The organism is Burkholderia sola (genome assembly GCF_905400185.1).
Lineage (GTDB): Bacteria > Pseudomonadota > Gammaproteobacteria > Burkholderiales > Burkholderiaceae > Burkholderia > Burkholderia sola.
This window is the reverse complement of sequence record NZ_FR989675.1, coordinates 1857323-1875953: the sequence shown is the minus strand read 5'-3', so window position 1 is coordinate 1875953 and position 18631 is coordinate 1857323. Positions and strand designations below refer to the sequence as shown.

General features: G+C 67.2%; 22 protein-coding genes and 1 pseudogene. 9 read left to right on the top strand and 14 right to left on the bottom strand.

Annotated elements, in window-relative coordinates; translation table 11 throughout:
* Window positions 1-9 precede the first annotated feature (9 nt).
* From KR541_RS08580 to KR541_RS08550, 7 genes and pseudogenes are all read left to right on the top strand, one after another.
* On the top strand, window positions 10-648 hold the full coding sequence (locus tag KR541_RS08580; protein ID WP_050012671.1) for a hypothetical protein: 639 nt from the start codon (window positions 10-12) through the stop codon (window positions 646-648).
* Complete coding sequence (locus tag KR541_RS08575) at window positions 645-1196, top strand: shikimate kinase (RefSeq protein ID WP_050012670.1); 552 nt, start codon at window positions 645-647, stop codon at window positions 1194-1196. The genes KR541_RS08580 and KR541_RS08575 overlap by 4 nt, the downstream gene beginning before the upstream one ends.
* A 497-nt stretch (window positions 1197-1693) precedes the next feature.
* Window positions 1694-1966, top strand: a pseudogene (locus tag KR541_RS08570) (Ohr family peroxiredoxin); the annotation flags it as partial.
* Window positions 1967-2037: 71 nt separating this feature from the next.
* A complete protein-coding gene (locus tag KR541_RS08565; protein WP_050012669.1) occupies window positions 2038-2364 on the top strand; it encodes a DUF4148 domain-containing protein in 327 nt (108 codons plus the stop codon).
* A 64-nt stretch (window positions 2365-2428) separates the two neighbouring features.
* Window positions 2429-2755: a DUF4148 domain-containing protein gene (locus KR541_RS08560; protein WP_124630378.1), complete on the top strand. Its 327-nt coding sequence runs from the start codon at window positions 2429-2431 to the stop codon at window positions 2753-2755.
* 72 nt (window positions 2756-2827) lie between these two features.
* Entirely contained in the window at window positions 2828-3154 is a 327-nt protein-coding gene (locus KR541_RS08555) for a DUF4148 domain-containing protein (protein ID WP_050012666.1), read from the top strand.
* Window positions 3155-3317: 163 nt separating this feature from the next.
* Entirely contained in the window at window positions 3318-4034 is a 717-nt protein-coding gene (locus tag KR541_RS08550) for a GNAT family N-acetyltransferase (RefSeq protein WP_216089499.1), read from the top strand.
* 52 nt (window positions 4035-4086) lie between these two features.
* Here the strand turns inward: KR541_RS08550 and KR541_RS08545 are convergent, their stop codons facing one another.
* The 3 genes from KR541_RS08545 to KR541_RS08540 all read right to left on the bottom strand — a co-directional run bounded on the left by KR541_RS08545 (window position 4087) and on the right by KR541_RS08540 (window position 5146).
* Window positions 4087-4542 carry a MarR family winged helix-turn-helix transcriptional regulator gene (locus KR541_RS08545; RefSeq protein WP_050012664.1) on the bottom strand — a complete coding sequence of 152 codons (456 nt, stop codon included), beginning with the start codon at window positions 4540-4542 and terminating at the stop codon, window positions 4087-4089.
* 107 nt (window positions 4543-4649) lie between these two features.
* Window positions 4650-4778: a hypothetical protein gene (locus KR541_RS36920; RefSeq protein WP_256122098.1), complete on the bottom strand. Its 129-nt coding sequence runs from the start codon at window positions 4776-4778 to the stop codon at window positions 4650-4652.
* Window positions 4775-5146, bottom strand: a complete 372-nt coding sequence (locus tag KR541_RS08540; RefSeq protein WP_050012663.1) for a GFA family protein — start codon at window positions 5144-5146, stop codon at window positions 4775-4777. The genes KR541_RS36920 and KR541_RS08540 overlap by 4 nt, the downstream gene beginning before the upstream one ends.
* A 483-nt stretch (window positions 5147-5629) precedes the next feature.
* On the opposite strand from KR541_RS08540, the gene KR541_RS08535 reads away from it, so the two are divergent.
* Window positions 5630-7093 carry an MFS transporter gene (locus KR541_RS08535; protein ID WP_050012662.1) on the top strand — a complete coding sequence of 488 codons (1464 nt, stop codon included), beginning with the start codon at window positions 5630-5632 and terminating at the stop codon, window positions 7091-7093.
* Between the two features lie 74 nt (window positions 7094-7167).
* Here KR541_RS08535 and KR541_RS08530 read toward each other — a convergent pair whose 3' ends face one another.
* The 5 genes from KR541_RS08530 to KR541_RS08510 form a co-directional block, all read right to left on the bottom strand.
* Window positions 7168-8061, bottom strand: a complete 894-nt coding sequence (locus tag KR541_RS08530; protein ID WP_089488446.1) for a LysR family transcriptional regulator — start codon at window positions 8059-8061, stop codon at window positions 7168-7170.
* A gap of 106 nt (window positions 8062-8167) precedes the next feature.
* Window positions 8168-8995 carry an alpha/beta hydrolase gene (locus KR541_RS08525; protein WP_050012660.1) on the bottom strand — a complete coding sequence of 276 codons (828 nt, stop codon included), beginning with the start codon at window positions 8993-8995 and terminating at the stop codon, window positions 8168-8170.
* Window positions 8996-9205: 210 nt separating this feature from the next.
* Complete coding sequence (locus KR541_RS08520) at window positions 9206-9589, bottom strand: VOC family protein (protein WP_216089498.1); 384 nt, start codon at window positions 9587-9589, stop codon at window positions 9206-9208.
* Window positions 9590-9616: 27 nt separating this feature from the next.
* Complete coding sequence (locus KR541_RS08515; protein WP_089488444.1) at window positions 9617-10579, bottom strand: hydroxymethylglutaryl-CoA lyase; 963 nt, start codon at window positions 10577-10579, stop codon at window positions 9617-9619.
* Between the two features lie 21 nt (window positions 10580-10600).
* On the bottom strand, window positions 10601-11791 hold the full coding sequence (locus tag KR541_RS08510) for a CaiB/BaiF CoA transferase family protein (protein WP_089488651.1): 1191 nt from the start codon (window positions 11789-11791) through the stop codon (window positions 10601-10603).
* Window positions 11792-12050: 259 nt separating this feature from the next.
* Here KR541_RS08510 and KR541_RS08505 point away from each other — a divergent pair, with 259 nt between their 5' ends.
* Window positions 12051-13016, top strand: a complete 966-nt coding sequence (locus KR541_RS08505) for a D-2-hydroxyacid dehydrogenase (protein ID WP_216089638.1) — start codon at window positions 12051-12053, stop codon at window positions 13014-13016.
* 211 nt (window positions 13017-13227) lie between these two features.
* Here KR541_RS08505 and KR541_RS08500 read toward each other — a convergent pair whose 3' ends face one another.
* The 6 genes from KR541_RS08500 to KR541_RS08475 all read right to left on the bottom strand — a co-directional run bounded on the left by KR541_RS08500 (window position 13228) and on the right by KR541_RS08475 (window position 18296).
* A complete protein-coding gene (locus KR541_RS08500) occupies window positions 13228-13440 on the bottom strand; it encodes a hypothetical protein (protein ID WP_046545736.1) in 213 nt (70 codons plus the stop codon).
* A 163-nt stretch (window positions 13441-13603) separates the two neighbouring features.
* On the bottom strand, window positions 13604-14041 hold the full coding sequence (locus KR541_RS08495) for a hypothetical protein (protein ID WP_050012655.1): 438 nt from the start codon (window positions 14039-14041) through the stop codon (window positions 13604-13606).
* Between the two features lie 113 nt (window positions 14042-14154).
* Window positions 14155-15078: an ABC transporter permease gene (locus KR541_RS08490; protein ID WP_089488443.1), complete on the bottom strand. Its 924-nt coding sequence runs from the start codon at window positions 15076-15078 to the stop codon at window positions 14155-14157.
* Window positions 15078-15950: an ABC transporter permease gene (locus KR541_RS08485; protein ID WP_209934872.1), complete on the bottom strand. Its 873-nt coding sequence runs from the start codon at window positions 15948-15950 to the stop codon at window positions 15078-15080. Before KR541_RS08485 ends, KR541_RS08490 begins: the two co-directional genes overlap by 1 nt.
* Before the next feature lie 49 nt (window positions 15951-15999).
* The gene (locus KR541_RS08480; RefSeq protein WP_089488650.1) at window positions 16000-17079 is read right to left on the bottom strand and encodes an ABC transporter ATP-binding protein; all 1080 of its coding nucleotides are present in this window, start codon (window positions 17077-17079) and stop codon (window positions 16000-16002) included.
* 50 nt (window positions 17080-17129) lie between these two features.
* Window positions 17130-18296, bottom strand: a complete 1167-nt coding sequence (locus KR541_RS08475; protein WP_209925654.1) for an ABC transporter substrate-binding protein — start codon at window positions 18294-18296, stop codon at window positions 17130-17132.
* Window positions 18297-18631 lie beyond the last annotated feature (335 nt).

Sequence of the window (18631 nt, the reverse complement as noted above, 5' to 3'; positions counted from 1 at the left end):
AGCTGCGCGGTGGCGCGCGCCCGGCGCCGGATCGGCGCGATCGTGGAGCGGCGGGACGATCGCGCGATCGTGATCGTCCGGCATGCGGCGCAGGCCTTGCTCGGGCCGGCTGCGCTCGAGCGGCACCGTGCGCTCGCGTATCGCCACGAGGACGAGCTGGAGGTGCTGCTGCAGCCGTGCGGTGGCGCGCACGACGGCGTGCGGACGCTGCTCGGCCGGCTGCGGGACGCCGGCGTGGCCGTCGCGCTCGACGCGGCGACGGTCACGCACGATGCGTCGCTGCTCGAATTCGCGAGCTGGGTCACACGGTGTACGACGACGCCCGACGGCTCGGCGATGGCACGCGACGACGCGGCCGTGCCGGGCGGTGCGCTGCTCTCCGGGCTGGTCGTGCGATGGCGCGATCTGCACGACAGGTGGCGACGGCCCGACCGCGACGCGGGGCCCGAACGCACGCCGCGAACCATTGCGGCGGATGCGGCCGAACACATCGCGGCCGGCGATCCGGACGAGCCGATACTCGGCGCGCTGCTCGACGCCGATGACGCGTCGACCGGCGCGGCGCTCGACACGCTGTCGGACGCAGTGCGCGCGCGACGGATCTGTCTGGCGACGCGGGCGCGCTGGCCGCTCGCGCGACGGTTATGAACACCGCCGTAGCGACGGCCGGCGGGCGCGCGTTTCTGGTCGGCATGATGGGCGCGGGCAAGTCGACGCTTGGCCGCGCGCTCGCGGCGTCGCTCGGCTGGTCGTTCGCCGACAGCGACGACGAGATCGAGCGGCGCATGGGGCGCTCGGTCGCCGCGCTGTTCGACCGGGTGGGCGAAGGCGGCTTTCGGCTGCTCGAAGCGCAGATCGTCGACGAGCTGACGCAGCGCGCGAACGTGGTCGTGGCGACCGGCGGAGGCGCGGTTCTGAATCCGCGCACCCGCGCACGCCTGAGCGAACGCGGCAGCGTGATCTATCTGCATGCGGACCCCGATGTGCTGTGGCGGCGTACGCGCGACGACGCGCGGTGTCGGCCGCTGCTGCAGGCGGGCGAGCCGCGGCAGACGCTCGCCGCGCTGTACCGGATGCGTGACCCGCTGTATCGCGAATGCGCGCACGCGCTGGTGGACACGACCGCACACGACGTCTCGCGCGCAACGGCGGAGGTGTTGACGGTGCTGTTTGCGCGGATGAGCGCGCCGGCGTGATGGCGCATTCAGTTCCCTGCCCTTCGAATCGAGCGCACGTTCGGTGGCCCGCGCGTTTTTGAAACGGCGAGTTTGGTTTGCCAACAGTGCTATTGTGATAAGAAAAGTTATCTGGATAGATGCATTGTTTTATCCAACTGCATGTTCCGCGACAGAAGGTTCAGGTCATCAAACCACCGGGAAATCGGTTCCGTCGCGAGCGCTCGCCACGTTTCGACATTCGCGCGCGGCGATCACCTTGCCGAGCGTCCGAACCCTATCGGCCAAGAACCAGAGCGGCGAAACCGCATCGTCCACTGGGCAGCCGTGGTTCATTGGGGGCGAAATCGCCTGAAAAGCCTTGCCAGGAAAGGCGCTGCCCGTTTCAGATACATTGAAATACAAAATATCGCATGCGATTTAATCGAATGCGCTTGACGCAAGCGGCGGCCAGGCGGAAACTGCGTCGCATGCGATCGAATCGCATCTGACACAAACCTCAACTGACGGAGCAAATGATGAGCAAGATCGACAAAGTGCTGTACACGGGCAAGACGCATACGACTTCCGGCGGCCGCGACGGCGCGGCGCGCAGTTCCGACGGCCGCCTCGACATCCAGTTGTCGTCGCCGGGCAGCGCCGGCACCGGCACCAACCCGGAACAGCTGTTCGCGGCCGGCTGGTCGGCCTGCTTCATCGGCGCGATGCAGCTTGCGGCGCGTGCCGAGAAGGTGACGCTGCCGGCCGATCTCGCGGTCGACGCCGAAGTCGATCTTGGCACATCCGGATCGCCTGAACGTTGCATCGGGCGGCCGAACGCCGCCTTCTCGAATTCCCGATTCCTTTTCTATCGAGGTGAAAAATGAAGACTCAATTGATCGCTGCGCTGCTCGTCGCTGTTTCGTCTGCCGTTGCCGCTCCGGCGTTTGCCAATGAAGCCGCCGTGACGCGTGCGCAGGTGCGCGCCGAACTCGCGCAGCTTCAACACGTCGGCTATCCGCTGAACCGCGCGACCGACGCCACCTACCCGAACGATCTGCAGGCCGCGCTGACGCAGATCCACGCCGACGATGCCGTCGCGGCCAACGCACAGGCTGCCGGCTACGGCAGCAACGGCGACACCGCGACGCAATCCGGCCGCCGCTATGTCGCAAGCGTAGCCGAGCGCTCCGTGTACTTCGGTCACTGAGCACCCCACCGGTACGTGAACCGCGAGTCCTTTTATTCCTGATGCCATTTTTTCGAGGTGAATGATGAAAACCCCATTGATCGCTGCCCTTCTCGTCGCCGTTTCCGCTTCCGTCGCCGCACCGGCGTTTGCCGACGCAGGCGTCGTGTCCCGCGCGCAAGTACGCGCCGAGCTCGTCCAGCTTGAACAAGCCGGCTATCGGCCGGGCCGCGCGAACGATCCGCATTACCCGGCCGACCTGCAGGCCGCGTTGACGCGCATTCATGCGAACGATGCGGTGGCGGCCGATACGTCGGCATCCGGTTACGGCATCGATGCCGCAGCCGCGACGCAGTCGGGCAGCCGGCCGGCGACGCGTATTGCCGAACGCTCGATCTACTTCGGCCATTGAACGAACACGCGAACGACGCCGATGGCCGGCGTGCGGTGCGCTTCCCGAATTCCTTTTCTATCGAGGTGAAAAATGAAAACCCAACTGATTGCCGCCCTTCTCGTTGCCGTGTCGGCCACCGTCGCCGCGCCGGTTTTTGCAAGCGAAAGCACCGTCACCCGTGCGCAGGTGCGTGCGGAACTGGCCGCGTTGCAGCAAGCCGGCTACCAGCCGAATCGCCCCAACGATCCGAACTACCCGGACAATATCCAGGCGGCGCTGAAACGGATTCGGGACGACGGCGCCGTCGCGGCCGACACGAAGACAGCCGGTTACGGCAACGACGCCGGCGGCGCCTCGCAGTCCGGCAGCCGAAACACGCTGCGCACCGCCGAGCGCTCGATCTATTTCGGACATTGAGCGCGGTACGGCGAATTCGGTCGCCGAAGTCCCCATATAAAGCGCATGCGATGTAATCGCATGCGCTTTTTTCATGTTGCGCGGATCTGCGTTGACGGAGCTACCTGCCCGGCCCATCCAGGATTATTCTGTGCGGCCCCCATCTTCCATCAAGGAGCCGCCGATGCCGGACGCGATGACCGCAAACACGACAGGCGATGCGCACGTGCTCGACCGGGTCGTCTGGAATGCGCTCACGGGCAGGCAGCGCCGTTTTGCGCTCGGCGACGGCCGTGCGCTGCGGTTCCCGACGGCCATCGCGCCGTTCGCCGCGATCGACGACGCGAGCCCGGCGTCGTTGGACGCACTGCGCGCGCTGATCGCCGCACACAGGCCGGCGGCGCTCGTTACGCCGAACGAAATCGAGCCGCCGGCGGGATTGTCGGTGATCCGGCGCGCGACGTTGCTTCAGATGACTTGCGAACGGACGTTCGAGCCGGCCCCCGAATCGGAGCATGTTCCGCTCGGCGAAGCCGACGTGCCGGACATGCTCGCGCTGACCGCCGCCGCGCAGCCGGGCCCGTTCGGCCCGCGCACGTTCGAGCTCGGCCACTACATCGGCGTGCGCCGTGACGGCCGGCTGGCCGCGATGGCCGGCGAGCGGATGCAGGTGGACGGATATACCGAGATCAGCGCCGTCTGCGTGGATGCCGCGTTTCGGCGGCAAGGGCTGGCGGCGCGGCTGATCCGGTCGCTGATCGCGACGATCGGTGCGCGTTCGCAAACGCCTTTCCTGCACGTCCTCACGACGAACCAGGTGGCGATCGAGCGCTATCTCGCGCTCGGTTTCGTCGTCCGTCGCGAGATGCACCTGCTGGTGCTGGACGATGCGCGCGCATGACCGCGCGGCCGGCGCGATGCCCGCGTCGGCCGCTTGTCGCGCCTGAGTGTTTTTATGCGTCGGTCGAGCGGATCAGGTTGCCGCGCAGCGTGACGATCGCCTTCTGCACCTTCGCGAACTCGTCCGGCTTCAGCCCGGTCGCTTCGACCAGGTTCATGTCGAGCCCTTTCTCGCGCACGCGGCGGCCGCTTTTCGTCAGGCTGACGAGCACCTGGCGCTCGTCGGACGGATCGCGGTGCCGCTCCAGATAGCCCATTGCCTCGAGCTTCTTCAGGATCGGCGTCAGCGTATTGGATTCGAGGAACAGCTTCTCGCCGAGTTGGCCGACGGTCTGGTTGTCCTGCTCCCACAGCGCGATGATCGTGATGTATTGCGTATACGTGAGGCCGAGCTCGTCGAGGATCGGCTTGTACGCCTTGCCGAACGCGAGGTTCGCCGAGTAGATCGCAAAGCACAGGAACTCGGACAGCTTCGGCGCGGCAGGCGACGGGGTTTCGGTCGGTTTCATGGACTTCCTCCAGCGACACGAACGGTCGCAGACAATCGCATTATATATCGCATGCGATCTTATCGGAAGCATGATAATCGGGGGCGATCGGCCGACGCGCCGCGCGCTCAGCCCGGCTTGCGGCGCTTGCCGGTTTGCTGACGGCTCACCGACAGCAACGTGCACTGCACCGGATGCGCGATTTCGGTCGCGAGCCCGCCCGCGGCAAACAGCAGGATCATCAGCCAGCGTTTCATGCGTCCTCCACGACCGAGAGGCTCGCGCCATCGGCGACCGCCGCGTCGAGCGCATACGGATCGACGCCGTCGAGGCAACCGAGATTGACGCGCCAGCAGGCCGGATCCTTGCGGGTCTGGTGGAACGGATAGACGCCGCAGCCGCTGCAGAAGTAGTGACGCGCGGTGTGCGTGTTGAAGCGATAGCACGTCAGTGCGTCCTCGCCTTCGATGACGCTCAGATTGGCGGCGGCGAACATCGGGCTCATCAACGCGCCGCGTCGGCGGCACAGACTGCAGTTGCAGCGAATGGCCGGCGCAATCGCCGTCGTGACTTCGAATTTGACGGCCCCGCAATGGCAGGACCCCTTGAACCAGGTTGCAGACATGATGGACTCCGGAAGAGGTCATGCCTGCTTTATAGCGAACCCGCGCGCGGGCGGTGTATCGCACTGTATCGGTAGTCGGCGCGGATACAGGACATTGCAAATCTACCGCGCGCGGCGACAGGTATCGCATTTCCGGTTTCATCCCTAGAATCGGCGTCATGGTTTTCCCGGGCCAAGGGATCGCGCGGGTGCGCATCGTTTTCGATATGCACCCGCCCGCCACGCAGGCTGCAACGGCCTGCCGCGCGAATCTGGCCACCGCGCGCGCCCCACCCTTTCTGCTCAGGAAAGGAGGCTTGAGACATCCTCAATTATCACGTGCCGCCGATTTGCCCACCATGTATCGGACGATCGGCGCAACCCGCATGGCAGACGCTTGCGCGAGCCCGGCGATGCCTGTCGTCGCGCCGGGCGGCCGACGTGTTACGCGGGTCGCGAACGGCCAGAACCCGCAACACCGCATATCGATAATCAGGAGACACGATGAACAGCCAATCCCTCGACCTCGACGGCCACGCGGGCGGACCCGCGTCCGCCCGCCCGCCGGCCGCCTCCGCAGGCGCCGGCGTCGACACGGCGACCCTCCCCGGCCGCCGCGTCACGCTCGGCGATTTCATGGACGATCTGCCGGTCGGTGCGTTGCATCGATTCGTCGTCTGGGTGATCGGCATCGGGTTGTTCTTCGACATGTACGAGATCTTTCTCGTCAGTACGATCGGCTCGGCGTTGCAGCACGAATACGGGCTGAGTCGACAAAGCGCCGATTTCAAGCTGTTGTTGGCGTCCGCGTTCATCGGCATGTTCGTCGGCGCGATGTGCCTGGGCAGCCTGGCCGACCGTATCGGCCGACGCAAGGCGTTCCTGCTCACGCTCGGGTGGTACAGCGCGTTCTCGCTGGTCGGCGCGTTTTCGGTGAACGCCGACATGCTCGTGGCCTGCCGTTTCCTGACCGGCATCGGCGTCGGCGCGATCTATCCGGTTGCCGACAGCTTCCTGTCCGAAATCCTGCCGAAGGACAAGCGCGGCCGGCTCGCCGCGTGGGCCTATACGACTTCGTATGTCGCGGTGCCGCTCGTCGGCTTTCTCGCGCTGTGGCTGAACCCGCTGCATGTGGCGGGCGTCGCCGGCTGGCGCATCATTCTCGCGATCGGCAGCCTCGGCGCCGTGTACGTGCTGTTCGTCCAGCACCGGCTGCCGGAAAGCCCGCGCTGGCTGCTCGCGCAAGGCCGCACGGCCGAGGCGCACGCGGCGCTGCGGCGCTTTGCGGAAAGCGCCGGCGTGCGCGCGCCCGAACACTTCGCGGAACCGGCCGAGCCGCAGCGGCCGCTCGGGCTCGGCGAGCGCATCGCGCTGCTGCGCCGCCAACCGTATGGCGCGCGCTACCTGATGCTGGCGATCTTTCACCTGTTCCAGGGCTTCGGCTATTACGGATTCGGTACGCTGGCCGGCACGGTCGTGAAGAGTCGCGGTTTCGACGTGACGGACAGCACGCTGTTCATCGCGCTATCGTTCATCGGCTATCCGATCGGCTCGCTGCTGTCGATTCCGCTGCTCAACTGGATCGAGCGCCGCACGCTCGTGATCGTGTCGATCCTGTCGATCGCAGTGTTCGGGCTGTGCTTCGCGTATTCGGGCAATACCGTGCTGATCGTCGGCTTCGGATTCCTGACGACGTGCGCGTCGAACGTGTTCAGCAACGCGTATCACGTGTATCAGGCCGAGATCTTCCCGGCACGCGTACGCTCGACGGCGATCGGGAGCACCTATGCGCTGTCGCGCATCGTCAGCGGCGCGCTGCCGTTCGTGTTGCTGCCGGTGCTCGTCAACTACGGCGCGGGCGCGATGTTCGGCGTGATCTCGGCCGCGCTCGGCGTCGTCGCCGTCACGCTGCGCGTGCTGGGGCCGCTGACCACGCGGCGCAGCCAGGATGAGATCAATCCGGTTTGACGCGGCAGTCGGCACGGAGCGCACGGGCGCATGCCCGTGCGTCGCCGTTTCATCGCACTATCGCACCATCGCATTCACCGCGCCGACATGAAATCAAACAGCTTCGCGACGTCGGTCGTCAGCACCGTGTCGGCCTTCACGCCGACCCACAGCGTGCGCGTTGCCCACGCGTCGTCGAGCTTCACGACACCGAGCCGCGCCGCGCGCTCGCCGGTCACCGCGTCGCGCGGCAGCACGCCGATGCCGAGGCCGGCCTCGATCATCCGGCTCACACCGTCGAAATTCGATACCTGGATCCGCAGCTTCAGCGAGCGCTCGGCCGCGAACGCGGCGTCGGTCATCCGCGCGAGCAGCGAGCTGCCGTCGCTCAAGCCTACGTAGTCCTCGTCGAGCGTATCCGCGAAGCGGATGCTGTCGCGCGCGGCGAACCGGTGCGTGCGCGGCACGAGCAGCACGAGTTCGTCGCGCCGGTACAGCCGCCGGTCGATGCCGGGCGCCGGCACGTTGTCGGCGAATACGCCGAGATCGGCCTTGCCCGACGCGAGCGCGTCGACGATCTCGTGGCTCAGCCGCTCCTCGAGACTGACCTTGATGCCGGGGTGGTCGGTGAGGAACGCGGCAAGATCGGCGGGCAGGAACTGGACGATCGCTGACGTATTGGTCCACACGTGGATATGGCCGCGCACGCCGGCGACGTAGTCGCTCATCTCGTGCGCCATCCGGTTCACCTGCTCGATCACCTTCGCCGCATGATCGAGCAGCGCGCGGCCCGCGGGCGTCAGCTCGACGCCGCGCGCATGCCGGACGAACAGCGCGCTGCCGGTCACGCTTTCGAGTTCGGCGATGCGCTTGCTGACCGCGGACAGCGTGAGCTGGCCGTGTTCGGCCGCCTTCGTCAGGCTACCGTGCTCGGCGACGAGCGCGAACACGCGCAGCGACTGCAGATCGAAATGAAGCGGGTTCACCATGTCGTGGAATCCTGGAAGGCCGTGCCGGGGTATGCCGTCAGCGCGCCGGCCTGACGCCGATCATACGCCGGGCCGTGCGCGTGCGATATGGCGGGATATGGCCCGGCTAGCGCGGCGCGATTGCATGCAAGGCGTCGAGCATCGCGCCGTCCGGCGTCGCGAGATCGTCGAGCACCGCGAAGTGCTGCATGCCGCGCAGCCATGTGCGGACGATCCGCTCGCCGGCGGCTTCGCACGCCGTCGCGTAGACGTCTGCTTGCCGGATGAGTTCGGGCAGTTCGGCGTCGCCGACCGCAATGACGGTCGGGGCGCCGGGCCCGATGTGATGCAGCGGACTGTATGCGTCGACTTCGCGCGCGGTGAGCTGCAGCTTGTCGTTCAGGCAGCACAGCGCGATCGGTTCGAGATCGACGAGCGGGCTGATCGCGAGTGCCGACACGACGGCCGGATGCGCGCGATGCATGGCCGTCAGGTGGCCACCCGCCGAATGGCCGCTCAGGTAGATCGGCCGCCCCGCGGTGCCGAGGCCGTCGCGGTCGGCCGCGAGATGGTCGAGCAGCGCGCCGATCTCGCCGACGATATCGGTCATCGTCGCGACCGGCGCGAGCGTGTATTCGGCGAGCACGACGTCGTAGCCACGCGCGAGCGGCCCGCTCGCCGCATACGCGAAATCCTCTTTCGTGCAGTGCTGCCAGTAGCCGCCGTGAATGAACACGAACAGCGGCGCGTCGGGCTGTCCGCACGGCAGCCAGTCGAAGCGCTGCGCGGGTTGCGCGCCGTAACGCAGGTCGCGCCGGCCGGGCGTTGCCGCGTACAGCGCCGCGCTGCGCGTCTGGCATGACGCCAGCAACGCGGGGAAATCGGGAACGGCCTTCGTGTTCAGGTACGCGGCGTCGAGCGCCGTGCGGTCCATGCCGCGATAGAGGATCGTCATTCGGAAAGCGCCTGGATCGGGTTGCGGATGCGCGCGGCCGGTGGGTTCCGTGCGCGGCGAAGGCGGCGGCCGCGCCGACGCCGTGGCGCCATTATCCGCAGCGCGGCCGCGCACGGCTATCCGGAATCGGCGGGCGCGGCGCCTGCGTGTCCGCTTTCGGCGAAGGATTGTGGCGGCGTGCGCGCAGCGTGCCGGTGCTCGCGCGGCCGGTCAGATCGGTTCGGAGATTTCGATCAGGTTCAGGTCGGGATCGCGCACGTAGACCGAGCGGATCTTCTGCGTCGCGCCCGTGCGTTCGACGGGCCCTTCGACGATCGGCCAGTCGACGCGCCGCAGGTGCGCGATCACGTCGTCGAGCGGGACCGACGCGATGAAGCACAGATCGAGCGCGCCCGGCACCGGCACGTGCGCTTTCGGCTCGAATTCCGCGCCGCGCACGTGCAGGTTGATCTTCTGGTTACCGAAACGGAACGCGAGCCGGCCCGCGCCGAAGGTGTCGAGCTGCATCTGCAACACCTCGGTGTAGAAATGCTTCGTCCGCTCCGGATCGACGCAGGTCAGCACGAGATGATCGAGGCGGTCGATCAGCGCCATGGGATTCGCTCCTGTTTCTGTTGACGTTCACGAGAAAGCGCGTTGCGCGGGCATGTCGCAGGTATCGGCGCGCGGGGGCGGATGAAGGTCCGAGCGGCGCCCGGCCTTCAAGATCTGGCTCGGCACGTCGTGCCCGATCAGCGCGGGCAGCCGCGCCGACGCGGCGAGCACGGCCACGAGGTCGATGCCCGTATCGTAGCCGTCGAGTTCGAGCATGTGCACGAGTTCCTCGGTGCACGCGTTGCCGGTCGCGCCCGGCGCATACGGGCAGCCGCCGAGCCCGCCGAGCGACGCATCGAAGCGGTCGATGCCGGCGTCGAGCGCCGCGAGCGTGTTCGCGAGCGCCATCCCGCGCGTGTTGTGAAAGTGCAGCGTGAGCTGCGACGCCAGGAAGCGCTCGCGTGCGCGGCGCGACAAGTCGCGCACCTGCGACGGAAACGCCATGCCCGTCGTGTCGCACAGCGTGAAGCCGTGCACGCCGAGATCCGCGAAGCGCTGCATCCACGCGAGCACCGTTTCGGCCGGCACGTCGCCTTCCATCGGGCAGCCCATCGCGGTCGACAGCGACACGTTGATCGCGACACCCGTGCCGCGCACCGCGTCGATCACGTCGCGCAACTGCGCGAACGACTGCTCGCGCGTCATCCGCAGGTTCGCGCGGTTGTGGCTCTCGCTCATCGACATCACGAGGTTGACCTCGTCGACGCCGCACGACAGCGCGCGCTCGGCGCCGCGCACGTTCGGCACGAGCACCGTATAGACGACGCCCGGCGCGCGCGCGATGCCGTGCATCACGGCTTCCGCGTCGCGCAGCGCGGGAATCGCCTTCGGCGACGTGAACGACGTGACCTCGATCTTCGCGTAGCCGCAGGCGCTCAGCGCGTCGACGAGCGCGATCTTGTCGTCGGTGTCGACGAACGCCGCTTCGTTCTGGAAACCGTCGCGGGTCGCGACTTCGTGAATATGGAGTCGTTGCGGATGGGGGTTCATGTCTTCGTCCCGGTGGTCGTTTCAGATCACGCCGCGCGTGCGCCAGTCGTCGCGGGTTGCCGCGTCGATGCCGAGCGATTCGAGCACCGCATCGGTATCCGCGCCGAGCGCGGGCGCCGGCCGCTCGATGCGCCCGGGCGTCGCGTCGAGTTTCGGCACGATGCCCGGCACGAGCACCGGGGTGCCGTCGGGCAGCGCGGCGTCGACGATCATGTCGCGCGCACGGTAGTGCGGATCGGCCGCGATGTCGGCCACGTCGTAGATGCGCCCGGACGGAATGCGCGCGTCGTTCAGCGCGGCGAGCACGTCGTCGAGGTCGTGACGCGCGCTCCATTCGCCGATCGCCGCATCGATGCGCGCGACCTGGGCGACGCGCCCGTCGTTGTGCGCGAGCGCCGGATCGTTGCCGAGATCGGGCCGGCCGATCAGTTCCATCAGGCGCCGGAAAATGCTGTCGCCGTTGCCGGCGATCAACGCGTACCGGCCGTCGCGGCAGCGGTACGCGTTGGTCGGTGCGATGCCCGGCAGGCTGCTGCCGGCCGGCTCGCGCACCGCGCCGAACGCCGCATATTCGGGCAGCAGGCTTTCCATCATGTTGAACACCGATTCGTACAGCGCGACGTCGACGACCTGCCCCTTGCCGCCCTGCTGTTCGCGATGCCGCAACGCGAGCAGCACGCCGATCACGCCGTGCAGCGCGGACAGCGAATCGCCGAGCGAGATGCCGACGCGTACCGGCGTGCGTCCCGGCTCGCCGGTCAGGTGGCGCAGGCCGCCCATCGCCTCGGCGATCACGCCGAAGCCGGGGCGGTCGCGATACGGGCCCGTCTGCCCGAAGCCCGACACGCGCAGCATCACGAGCCCCGGGTTGATCGCGGACAGCGCGTCCCAGCCGAGCCCCCAGCCTTCGAGCGTGCCGGGCCGGAAGTTTTCGATCAGCACGTCGGTGTCGGCGACGAGGCGGCGCACGACGTCCTGCCCTTCGGGCGTGCGCAGGTCGAGCGTGAGCGAGGTCTTGTTGCGCGACTGCGCGGCCCACCAGACCGACGTGCCGTCGTGCAGCAGCCGCCATTTGCGCAGCGGATCGCCGACGCCGGGCGGCTCGACCTTGATGACCTCCGCGCCGAATTCGGCGAGCATCCGGCCCGCGAACGGCCCGGCGATCAGTTGGCCAAGTTCCAGCACGCGGATGCCGTCCAGGGGGCGTGTCATGACCGTCTCCGATGAAATCGTGTTGTCGATGACGGCGATCATGACGGCGTTCGCGCCCGGCGAAAATCGATCGATGGTCAACCAGACTTTCCGAAACGGAAAGGCGGGCGACGGCGCGAGCGCGGTATCGGCCAGGTGTGACGCGCCAGCCTTTCCATCCGGGAAAGCACGCTCCCGCAACGGTCAAACGGCGGCGCGCGCGCCGCGCGCAGAATCGGATCCGTTCCGCGCCGCCGGGCGCCTGTCAGCGAGACCCGCCATGTTTTCCGTTTCTTCTCCCGCGAAGATCGTGTTCCTCGATCGCGCGACGCTGTCGCCGCAGACCGTGCTGAAGCCGTTTCCGTTTCCGCACGTGGTGCAGACGTTCGACCGGACGGCCGCGCACGAAGTCGCGGCGCGCATCCGCGATGCGGACATCGTCGTGACCAACAAGGTGCGGCTCGACGCGACGGCTCTCGCCGACGCGCGGCGGTTGCGGATGATCGCGATCGCCGCGACCGGCACCGATATCGTCGATCTCGATACATGTGCGGCACGCGGCATCGTCGTGAGCAATATTCGCGGCTATGCGATGCGTACGGTGCCCGAGCACACGTTCGCGCTGATCTTCGCGCTGCGCCGCAGCCTCGTCGCGTATCGCGACGCGGTACGTGGCGGGCGCTGGCTCGACAGCGGGCAGTTCTGCTTCTTCGATCATCCGATTCGCGACCTGGCCGGTTCGACGCTCGGGATCGTCGGCGACGGCGTGCTCGGGCGTGCGGTGGCCGCCATCGCGCGGGCGCTCGACATGCGCGTGTTGTTCGCCGCGCACGACGACGCAGCGGGCGACGGTTATGCGCCGCTCGACACGCTGCTGCGCGTCAGCGACGTGATCACGCTGCACTGTCCGCTCACGCCCGCGACGCGGCATCTGATCGACGCACATGCGTTCGCGCGGATGGCGCGCCGGCCGCTGCTGATCAATACCGCGCGCGGCGGGCTCGTGGACGAAAGCACGCTCGTCGACGCGTTGCAGTCGGGGCAGATCGCGGGCGCGGGATTCGACGTGGTTACGCAGGAGCCGCTGCCGGCCGCGCATCCGTTTCACGCGATCCTGTCGCATCCGGCGTTCATCCTGACACCGCATGTCGCATGGGCCAGTGACGAAGCGATGCAGGCGCTGGCCGATCAGCTCGTGGACAACGTCGCCGCGTTCGTCGGTGGCGAGCCGCGGCATGTCGTGTGATACGCGCAGACATGCACAAACAGAACGGCCCCGCTCGATTGCTCGAAGCAGGGCCGACCGGATGCGGGCTGCTTATGCGGGCGACTCGGCACGTAACGGGTTCGTGCGTTCGCCGCTGTCTTGCGGCCGGTTTCCGAATACGTGACGAGACGACTTCAGGGCATTGAGACCGGTAGTGACGTCGCCCAAGCCCGAAAAGCGGAAAGCCGGCTCAGTAAGCGGACATCTCGACGCAAGGGTCGACCTTGGACGGCGAGCAGATGACCGAGTACTTGGCGCTCTCGCGCATCAGCGCTTCGCCTTCGTGCAGTGCGATCCTGATCTCGGGGTGACGCTCGTACGCGAGGAAGGCCGAGCACACGACGGCGGACATCACGACGAGGGAAAACACAAATTTTTCAAGGGTTTGGAAGCGTTCAGGCATGGGATGACCTTTCTCTCATGGCCGGAATTATACCTTGAGATAAGGGTTTTCCCTATAACCCTGGCTGCATACCGAGGATGCGTTCAAACGAGATAGGCGCGATGCTCGCGCCCTTTTTTATCGGGAAAAAGCAGCAGTGCGGTCCAGGCTGGCCGCCCTCGCGTCACTTCGCCGCCGACGCGCCGCTCGCCGCATTGCCCGGCCAAGCCTTGCCGATATGGTCGATCAATGACTTCGCGGTGCCCGTCACGAGCGCCGCATCGACGCCGGACGTCTGCCATGAGCCGTCGGCCGCCTTCACGAAGGTCAGGTTCGCGCGCGACGGCGAGTAATCGGCATTCCGCCACGTGACCACGACGTCGCACGAGTACGTGCGGTCGCCGAGCTTCTTGCAGTCGCCGTCGGGTTTCGCCGACACGACGTCGGCCGACACGGGCAACGGCTGGCCGAACAGCGCGTTCAGCCCGCCGTGGTTTTCGGCCTCGAGCGCGCGGCGCACGGCGGCGTCGACGTCGCTCGATCCGGGACCGTCGTGGAGCAGATTGCAGGCGGCCAGCAGCGTCGAGGCACCGGCGAGTGTCAGCAGCGTTTGAAACTTCATGGATATTCGTCGATCGGGTGAACGCCGCGTAGTCTGCAACGTCCGCGTATCGTGCGCGGTATCCATTTGTAACCAATTGCACGGCGGCCCGGCGCGTCCGTTGCCGCCCTCGCCTACTGCCGCTCCTGCTTCACGCGGCTCACGAGCTGGGTCGGACTGACGAACTGCAACGCGATCACGACCCACACGAGCGTGATGGCCATGTAGATCATCGCCATCGCGTCGATCGACTGCGGCGCGCGCACGCCGGTCGAGAACACCGCGTAATACAGCGCGACGACGAGCGTCTGCGTGCTCGGCCCCGCGGTGAAGAACGTCAGTTCGAACATCCCGATCGTGCGCACCAGCACGAGCAACCCGGCCGCGAGCATGCCGGGCACGAGCAGCGGCAGCAGCACGTAGCGGAAATAGCGCGACGTGTTCGCGCCGAAGATACGCGCGGCGGCTTCGAGATTCGGGTCGATCTGCTCGATGAACGGCGTCATCACGAGGATCACGAACGGCAGCGCCGGCACGAGATTCGCGAGGATCACGCCCGGCAGCGTGCCCGCCAGCCCGATCTTGTACATCACGGTCGCCATCGGAATCCCGTAGGTGACGGGCGGCACCATCAGCGGCAGCAGGAACACCAGCAGCGCGAAGCGCTTGCCGCGAAACTGCACGCGCGCGAGCGCATACGCGGCCGGCACACCGAGCGCGATCGACAGCAGCACGACCGCGCCGACGACCTCGACGGTCACCCACAGCACGCTCGCGAGCTGGAAGTCTTCCCACGCCTTCGCATACCAGTGCAGCGTGAAGCCCTGCGGCAGCGGCGTGCCGAACCAGCGCGTCGCGACCGAGTTCACCGCGACGGTCGCGATCAGCAGCATCACGTTCAGCAGGAAGAACGCCATCAGCCCCCAGACGAGCGCCTTCCATGCGCGGCCGGCGAGATTGCTTTTCATCCGGTGCGGTTCCCTTGCGTCGACGGGTCGCGCATCGGGCGCGTCGTGCTTCGGCGGCCACGTGCGAGCGGCATGATTGTCGGTCGCCATCAGCCCTTGCCTCCCGTGACCGCACCCGTATAGAAGAAGCGGCGCGCGCCGAGCATCGACGCGACCACCAGCAGCTGCACGAAGCCCATCACGATCGCGATCGCCGACGCGAGCGAATAGTCGTAGCTCTCGAACGCGGCTTCGGCCGCCGCGATCGAGATCACGCGCGTCGGGCCGGCCGGCGCGCCGAGCAGCACGGCCGACGGGAACACCGAGAACGCCTGCACGAACGACAGGCACGCGGCCATCGTGAGCCCCGGCACGAGCAGCGGCAGGTAGATCCGGCGAAACTGCTGCCACGGGTTCGCGCCGAGCGTCGCGGCTGCGCGCGCGAGCGTCGGGTCGATGCCGCTGATGTACGACAGCATCAGCAGGAACGCGAACGGAAAGCCCGACACGATCAGCGACAGCAGCACGCCCCAGTAGTTATGCGTGAGGCGCACTTCGTCGGTGTACAGGTGCAGCCCCTGCAGCGCCTGCGGAAACCAGCCGTTCGGCCCGAAATACGTGAGCATCCCGTCGGCGACGAGCACCGTGCCGAGCGTGACGGGAATCACGAGCAGCGTCGTGACGAACTTCTGGTACCGCGAACTGCGGCGTAGCGCGAACGCGACGGGCACCGCGATGCCGACGTTGAGCAGCGTCGCCGGCACCGCGAGCTTCAGCGTGACGAGCACGGTCGGCCACATCGCGGTGTCGGTGAAGAACTGCACGTAGTTCGCGAGCGCGCCGCCGCCGTTCGTCGGCTGGAACGACAGCACGAGGCCGTACGCGAACGGATAGATGAACAGCGCGGCGATGAACGCGAGCGCCGGCGTGACGAGCCACGCCTTCGCATCGCGCGGCGCGCCGCCGGTCGCGAGCGTGCTCATGCGGCCTCCGGGCGAGGTACCCCCGCGCATGCCGATTGGCGCAGCCCGTTCATTGCACGTCTCCCGCATAGACGAGCGCGCGCGCCGGCGCCACGCGCAGCCGCAGCGCCTCGCCTTGCGCGAACTCGCCGGCCACGCGCGCCCAGATTGGGCCGAACGGCGTGATCGCGCGGATCAGCGAGTCGCGGCCGCCGTATTCGACCGTCTCGACGGTCGCGTCGAACGCATTGTCGGCACCCGCTTGCGCGCGCTCGATGTCGTCGGGGCGTAGCGCGATCACGACGTCCTTCGCGTCGAAGCCGGCCATCGGCACGCCGAGGAGGCGCACGCCACCGGCTGTCACCCGAACGCAGTCGCCGGCCATCCCTTCGAGCGTGAACGGCAGCACGTTGCGATAGCCCATGAAGCGCGCGACGTGCAGGTTGTGCGGACGCGTGTAGACGTCCTTCGGCGACGCGACCTGCTGCACGACGCCCTCCTTCATCACGACGATGCGGTCGGCCATCGACAGCGCCTCGTCCTGGTCGTGCGTCACGTAGATCGTCGCGCGTTCGAGCTGCGTGTGGATGCGGCGGATCTCGGCGCGCATCTCGATGCGCAGTTTGGTGTCGAGGTTCGACAACGGCTCGTCCATCAGCACGAGCGGCGGCTCGATCACGATCGCCCGCGCGATCGCGACGCGCTGCTGCTGGCCGCCCGACAGTTGCCCGGGCAGCTTGCCTTCGTGACCGACGAGCTGCACGAGCTCGAGCGCCTGCTGCGCGCGCCGCCGCGTTTCCTGCTTCGCCACGCCGCGCATCTTGAGGCCGAAGCCGACGTTGTCGAGCACCGACATGTGCGGAAACAACGCGTAGTTCTGGAACACCATCCCGAAGCCGCGACGCTCGGGCGGCAGCACGTCGATGCGCGTGTCGTCGAGCCAGATGCCGCCGCGCGTGAGCGGCTGCAGCCCGGCGATGCAGTTCAGCGCGGTCGATTTGCCGCAGCCGGACGGGCCGAGCAGCGCGATGAATTCGCCGCGCCGGATCTCGAGGTCGAGGCCGTTCAGCGCGGCAACCTGCGCGCCTTGCGCATTGGTGAAACTGCGGCACACGCCGTCGAGCCGCAACCGTTCGAAACTGTGCTTCATTTACGCGAACTCCGTCGGCGCGGGCGCCCGAGCGCCCGCGGGTTCATGCGTTATTTCGATTTTTGCGAACCGATCTCGCGATCCCACTTCTGGAACGCGGCGACCATCGCCTGCGCGTTGAGCGGCTGCACGTGCGGACGATCGGCGAGCAGCTTCGCGTATTCGGGACGGCCGAATTTCCTGATCACTTCCTGGCTGTGCGCGGGCGCCATCTCGAGCGTCACGCCCTTCACCGCCGGGCCCGGATAGAAGTAGCCGTCGTCGTAGGTCGTCGCCTGCTGCGCCGGCTCGAGCAGGAAATTCATCAGCTTGAACAGCACGTCGAGCTTTTCCTTCGGCACGCCCTTCGGGATCACCATGTAGTGCGCGTCGTTGACCCACGTCATGTTGTCGAACGCCTGGACTTTGAATTCGGCCGGTACGATGCCGAGCGCGCGCGGGTTGAGATCCCAGCCGGTGACGGTCACGGTCATGTCGCGCGTGCCCTCGCCGAGCTCCTTCATCACCGCCGACGTTCCGCCCGGGTAATACGGCACGCAGTCGTTCAACTGTTTTAGGAATGCCCAGGTCTTGTCCCAACCGTTGATCGGGTCCTGCGGATTCTTGTCGCCGAGCACGTACGGCAGCCCCATCAGGAACGTACGGCCGGGGCCCGAGTTCGCCGGGCGCGCATAGATCAGCTTGTTCGGGTGCGCCTTGCACCATGCGAGCAACTGGTCGGGCGTCTTCGGCGGGTCGGAGACCTTCGCCGGGTTGTATTCGAGCAACGGGCCAGCCGGCATGTAGGTGACTTCGAGGCCGAAGCCCTGCGCCAGATCCTGCATCTTGCGCGGGCCGGGCGCGTACTTGTCGAGCACGCCGGGGAGCGCGGCTGCGTTGTCGGGCAGGAGCTTCTGCCACAGGTTCTGTTCGATGCCGGCGGCCAGCGCGTCGGTGCCCGTCAGCACGAGGTCGATGTCGGAGCGCCCCGCCGCCTGCATCGCCTTGATCTTGCCCGGCAACTGCGGCGCGGGTGCGTTTGTGAACGTGACGTTCGCGACGAGGGTCGGGTTCTTCTCCTTGAACGCCTCGATGGCCTTCTGCGTGAGCTGCAGGTTGCCTGCGACGTCGACGATGTTCAGCGATACGGGGGCCGCAACGGCCGCGCCGGCCGACAGCGTGAAGCCCAGGGCGAGTGCGATCCGGCGGACACGGCGAGCGATCGGGGTGGTGTTCATGTCTCCTCACTTCGGTCGGTGGATGGGACCTTTCTTGTCAGGAAATCATGACGGCGTTATACGATGTCGGTCAACAAAAAACCACGGAATGCGGGGCGGGACTTTCCCTGACAAAAACCTTCCGTTTGTTGACGAATTGCGCGGTGGTTGATTTTGTGGGCGGTTGTGCCGTCGCCTGGCACGGTGTGTTAGGACGTCGTATCTCGGGGGGAGGCGACGGGCATCGAGCCGTATGCGGTCCGGCGGCCGACGGACACGCGTTGCTCGCCGTGTCTTGCGGCACTGTGAACGACGCCGGCCACGGCTACCGTGTCGAACAACCGGCGGCCGACCGA

What these genes read in the sequence shown, in the direction of transcription:
- KR541_RS08495 (WP_050012655.1), bottom strand. Translation starts at nt 14,041, where the DNA reads ATGAAGTTTCAAACGCTGCTGACACTCGCCGGTGCCTCGACGCTGCTG.
- KR541_RS08530 (WP_089488446.1), bottom strand. Translation starts at nt 8,061, where the DNA reads ATGGTGAACCCGCTTCATTTCGATCTGCAGTCGCTGCGCGTGTTCGCG.
- KR541_RS08500 (WP_046545736.1), bottom strand. Translation starts at nt 13,440, where the DNA reads ATGCCTGAACGCTTCCAAACCCTTGAAAAATTTGTGTTTTCCCTCGTC.
- KR541_RS08540 (WP_050012663.1), bottom strand. Translation starts at nt 5,146, where the DNA reads ATGTCTGCAACCTGGTTCAAGGGGTCCTGCCATTGCGGGGCCGTCAAA.
- KR541_RS08505 (WP_216089638.1), top strand. Translation starts at nt 12,051, where the DNA reads ATGTTTTCCGTTTCTTCTCCCGCGAAGATCGTGTTCCTCGATCGCGCG.
- KR541_RS08560 (WP_124630378.1), top strand. Translation starts at nt 2,429, where the DNA reads ATGAAAACCCCATTGATCGCTGCCCTTCTCGTCGCCGTTTCCGCTTCC.
- KR541_RS08485 (WP_209934872.1), bottom strand. Translation starts at nt 15,950, where the DNA reads ATGAGCACGCTCGCGACCGGCGGCGCGCCGCGCGATGCGAAGGCGTGG.
- KR541_RS08475 (WP_209925654.1), bottom strand. Translation starts at nt 18,296, where the DNA reads ATGAACACCACCCCGATCGCTCGCCGTGTCCGCCGGATCGCACTCGCC.
- KR541_RS08575 (WP_050012670.1), top strand. Translation starts at nt 645, where the DNA reads ATGAACACCGCCGTAGCGACGGCCGGCGGGCGCGCGTTTCTGGTCGGC.
- KR541_RS08555 (WP_050012666.1), top strand. Translation starts at nt 2,828, where the DNA reads ATGAAAACCCAACTGATTGCCGCCCTTCTCGTTGCCGTGTCGGCCACC.
- KR541_RS08550 (WP_216089499.1), top strand. Translation starts at nt 3,318, where the DNA reads ATGCCGGACGCGATGACCGCAAACACGACAGGCGATGCGCACGTGCTC.
- KR541_RS08520 (WP_216089498.1), bottom strand. Translation starts at nt 9,589, where the DNA reads ATGGCGCTGATCGACCGCCTCGATCATCTCGTGCTGACCTGCGTCGAT.
- KR541_RS08565 (WP_050012669.1), top strand. Translation starts at nt 2,038, where the DNA reads ATGAAGACTCAATTGATCGCTGCGCTGCTCGTCGCTGTTTCGTCTGCC.
- KR541_RS08535 (WP_050012662.1), top strand. Translation starts at nt 5,630, where the DNA reads ATGAACAGCCAATCCCTCGACCTCGACGGCCACGCGGGCGGACCCGCG.
- KR541_RS08525 (WP_050012660.1), bottom strand. Translation starts at nt 8,995, where the DNA reads ATGACGATCCTCTATCGCGGCATGGACCGCACGGCGCTCGACGCCGCG.
- KR541_RS08515 (WP_089488444.1), bottom strand. Translation starts at nt 10,579, where the DNA reads ATGAACCCCCATCCGCAACGACTCCATATTCACGAAGTCGCGACCCGC.
- KR541_RS08490 (WP_089488443.1), bottom strand. Translation starts at nt 15,078, where the DNA reads ATGGCGACCGACAATCATGCCGCTCGCACGTGGCCGCCGAAGCACGAC.
- KR541_RS08545 (WP_050012664.1), bottom strand. Translation starts at nt 4,542, where the DNA reads ATGAAACCGACCGAAACCCCGTCGCCTGCCGCGCCGAAGCTGTCCGAG.
- KR541_RS36920 (WP_256122098.1), bottom strand. Translation starts at nt 4,778, where the DNA reads ATGAAACGCTGGCTGATGATCCTGCTGTTTGCCGCGGGCGGGCTCGCG.
- KR541_RS08480 (WP_089488650.1), bottom strand. Translation starts at nt 17,079, where the DNA reads ATGAAGCACAGTTTCGAACGGTTGCGGCTCGACGGCGTGTGCCGCAGT.
- KR541_RS08510 (WP_089488651.1), bottom strand. Translation starts at nt 11,791, where the DNA reads ATGACACGCCCCCTGGACGGCATCCGCGTGCTGGAACTTGGCCAACTG.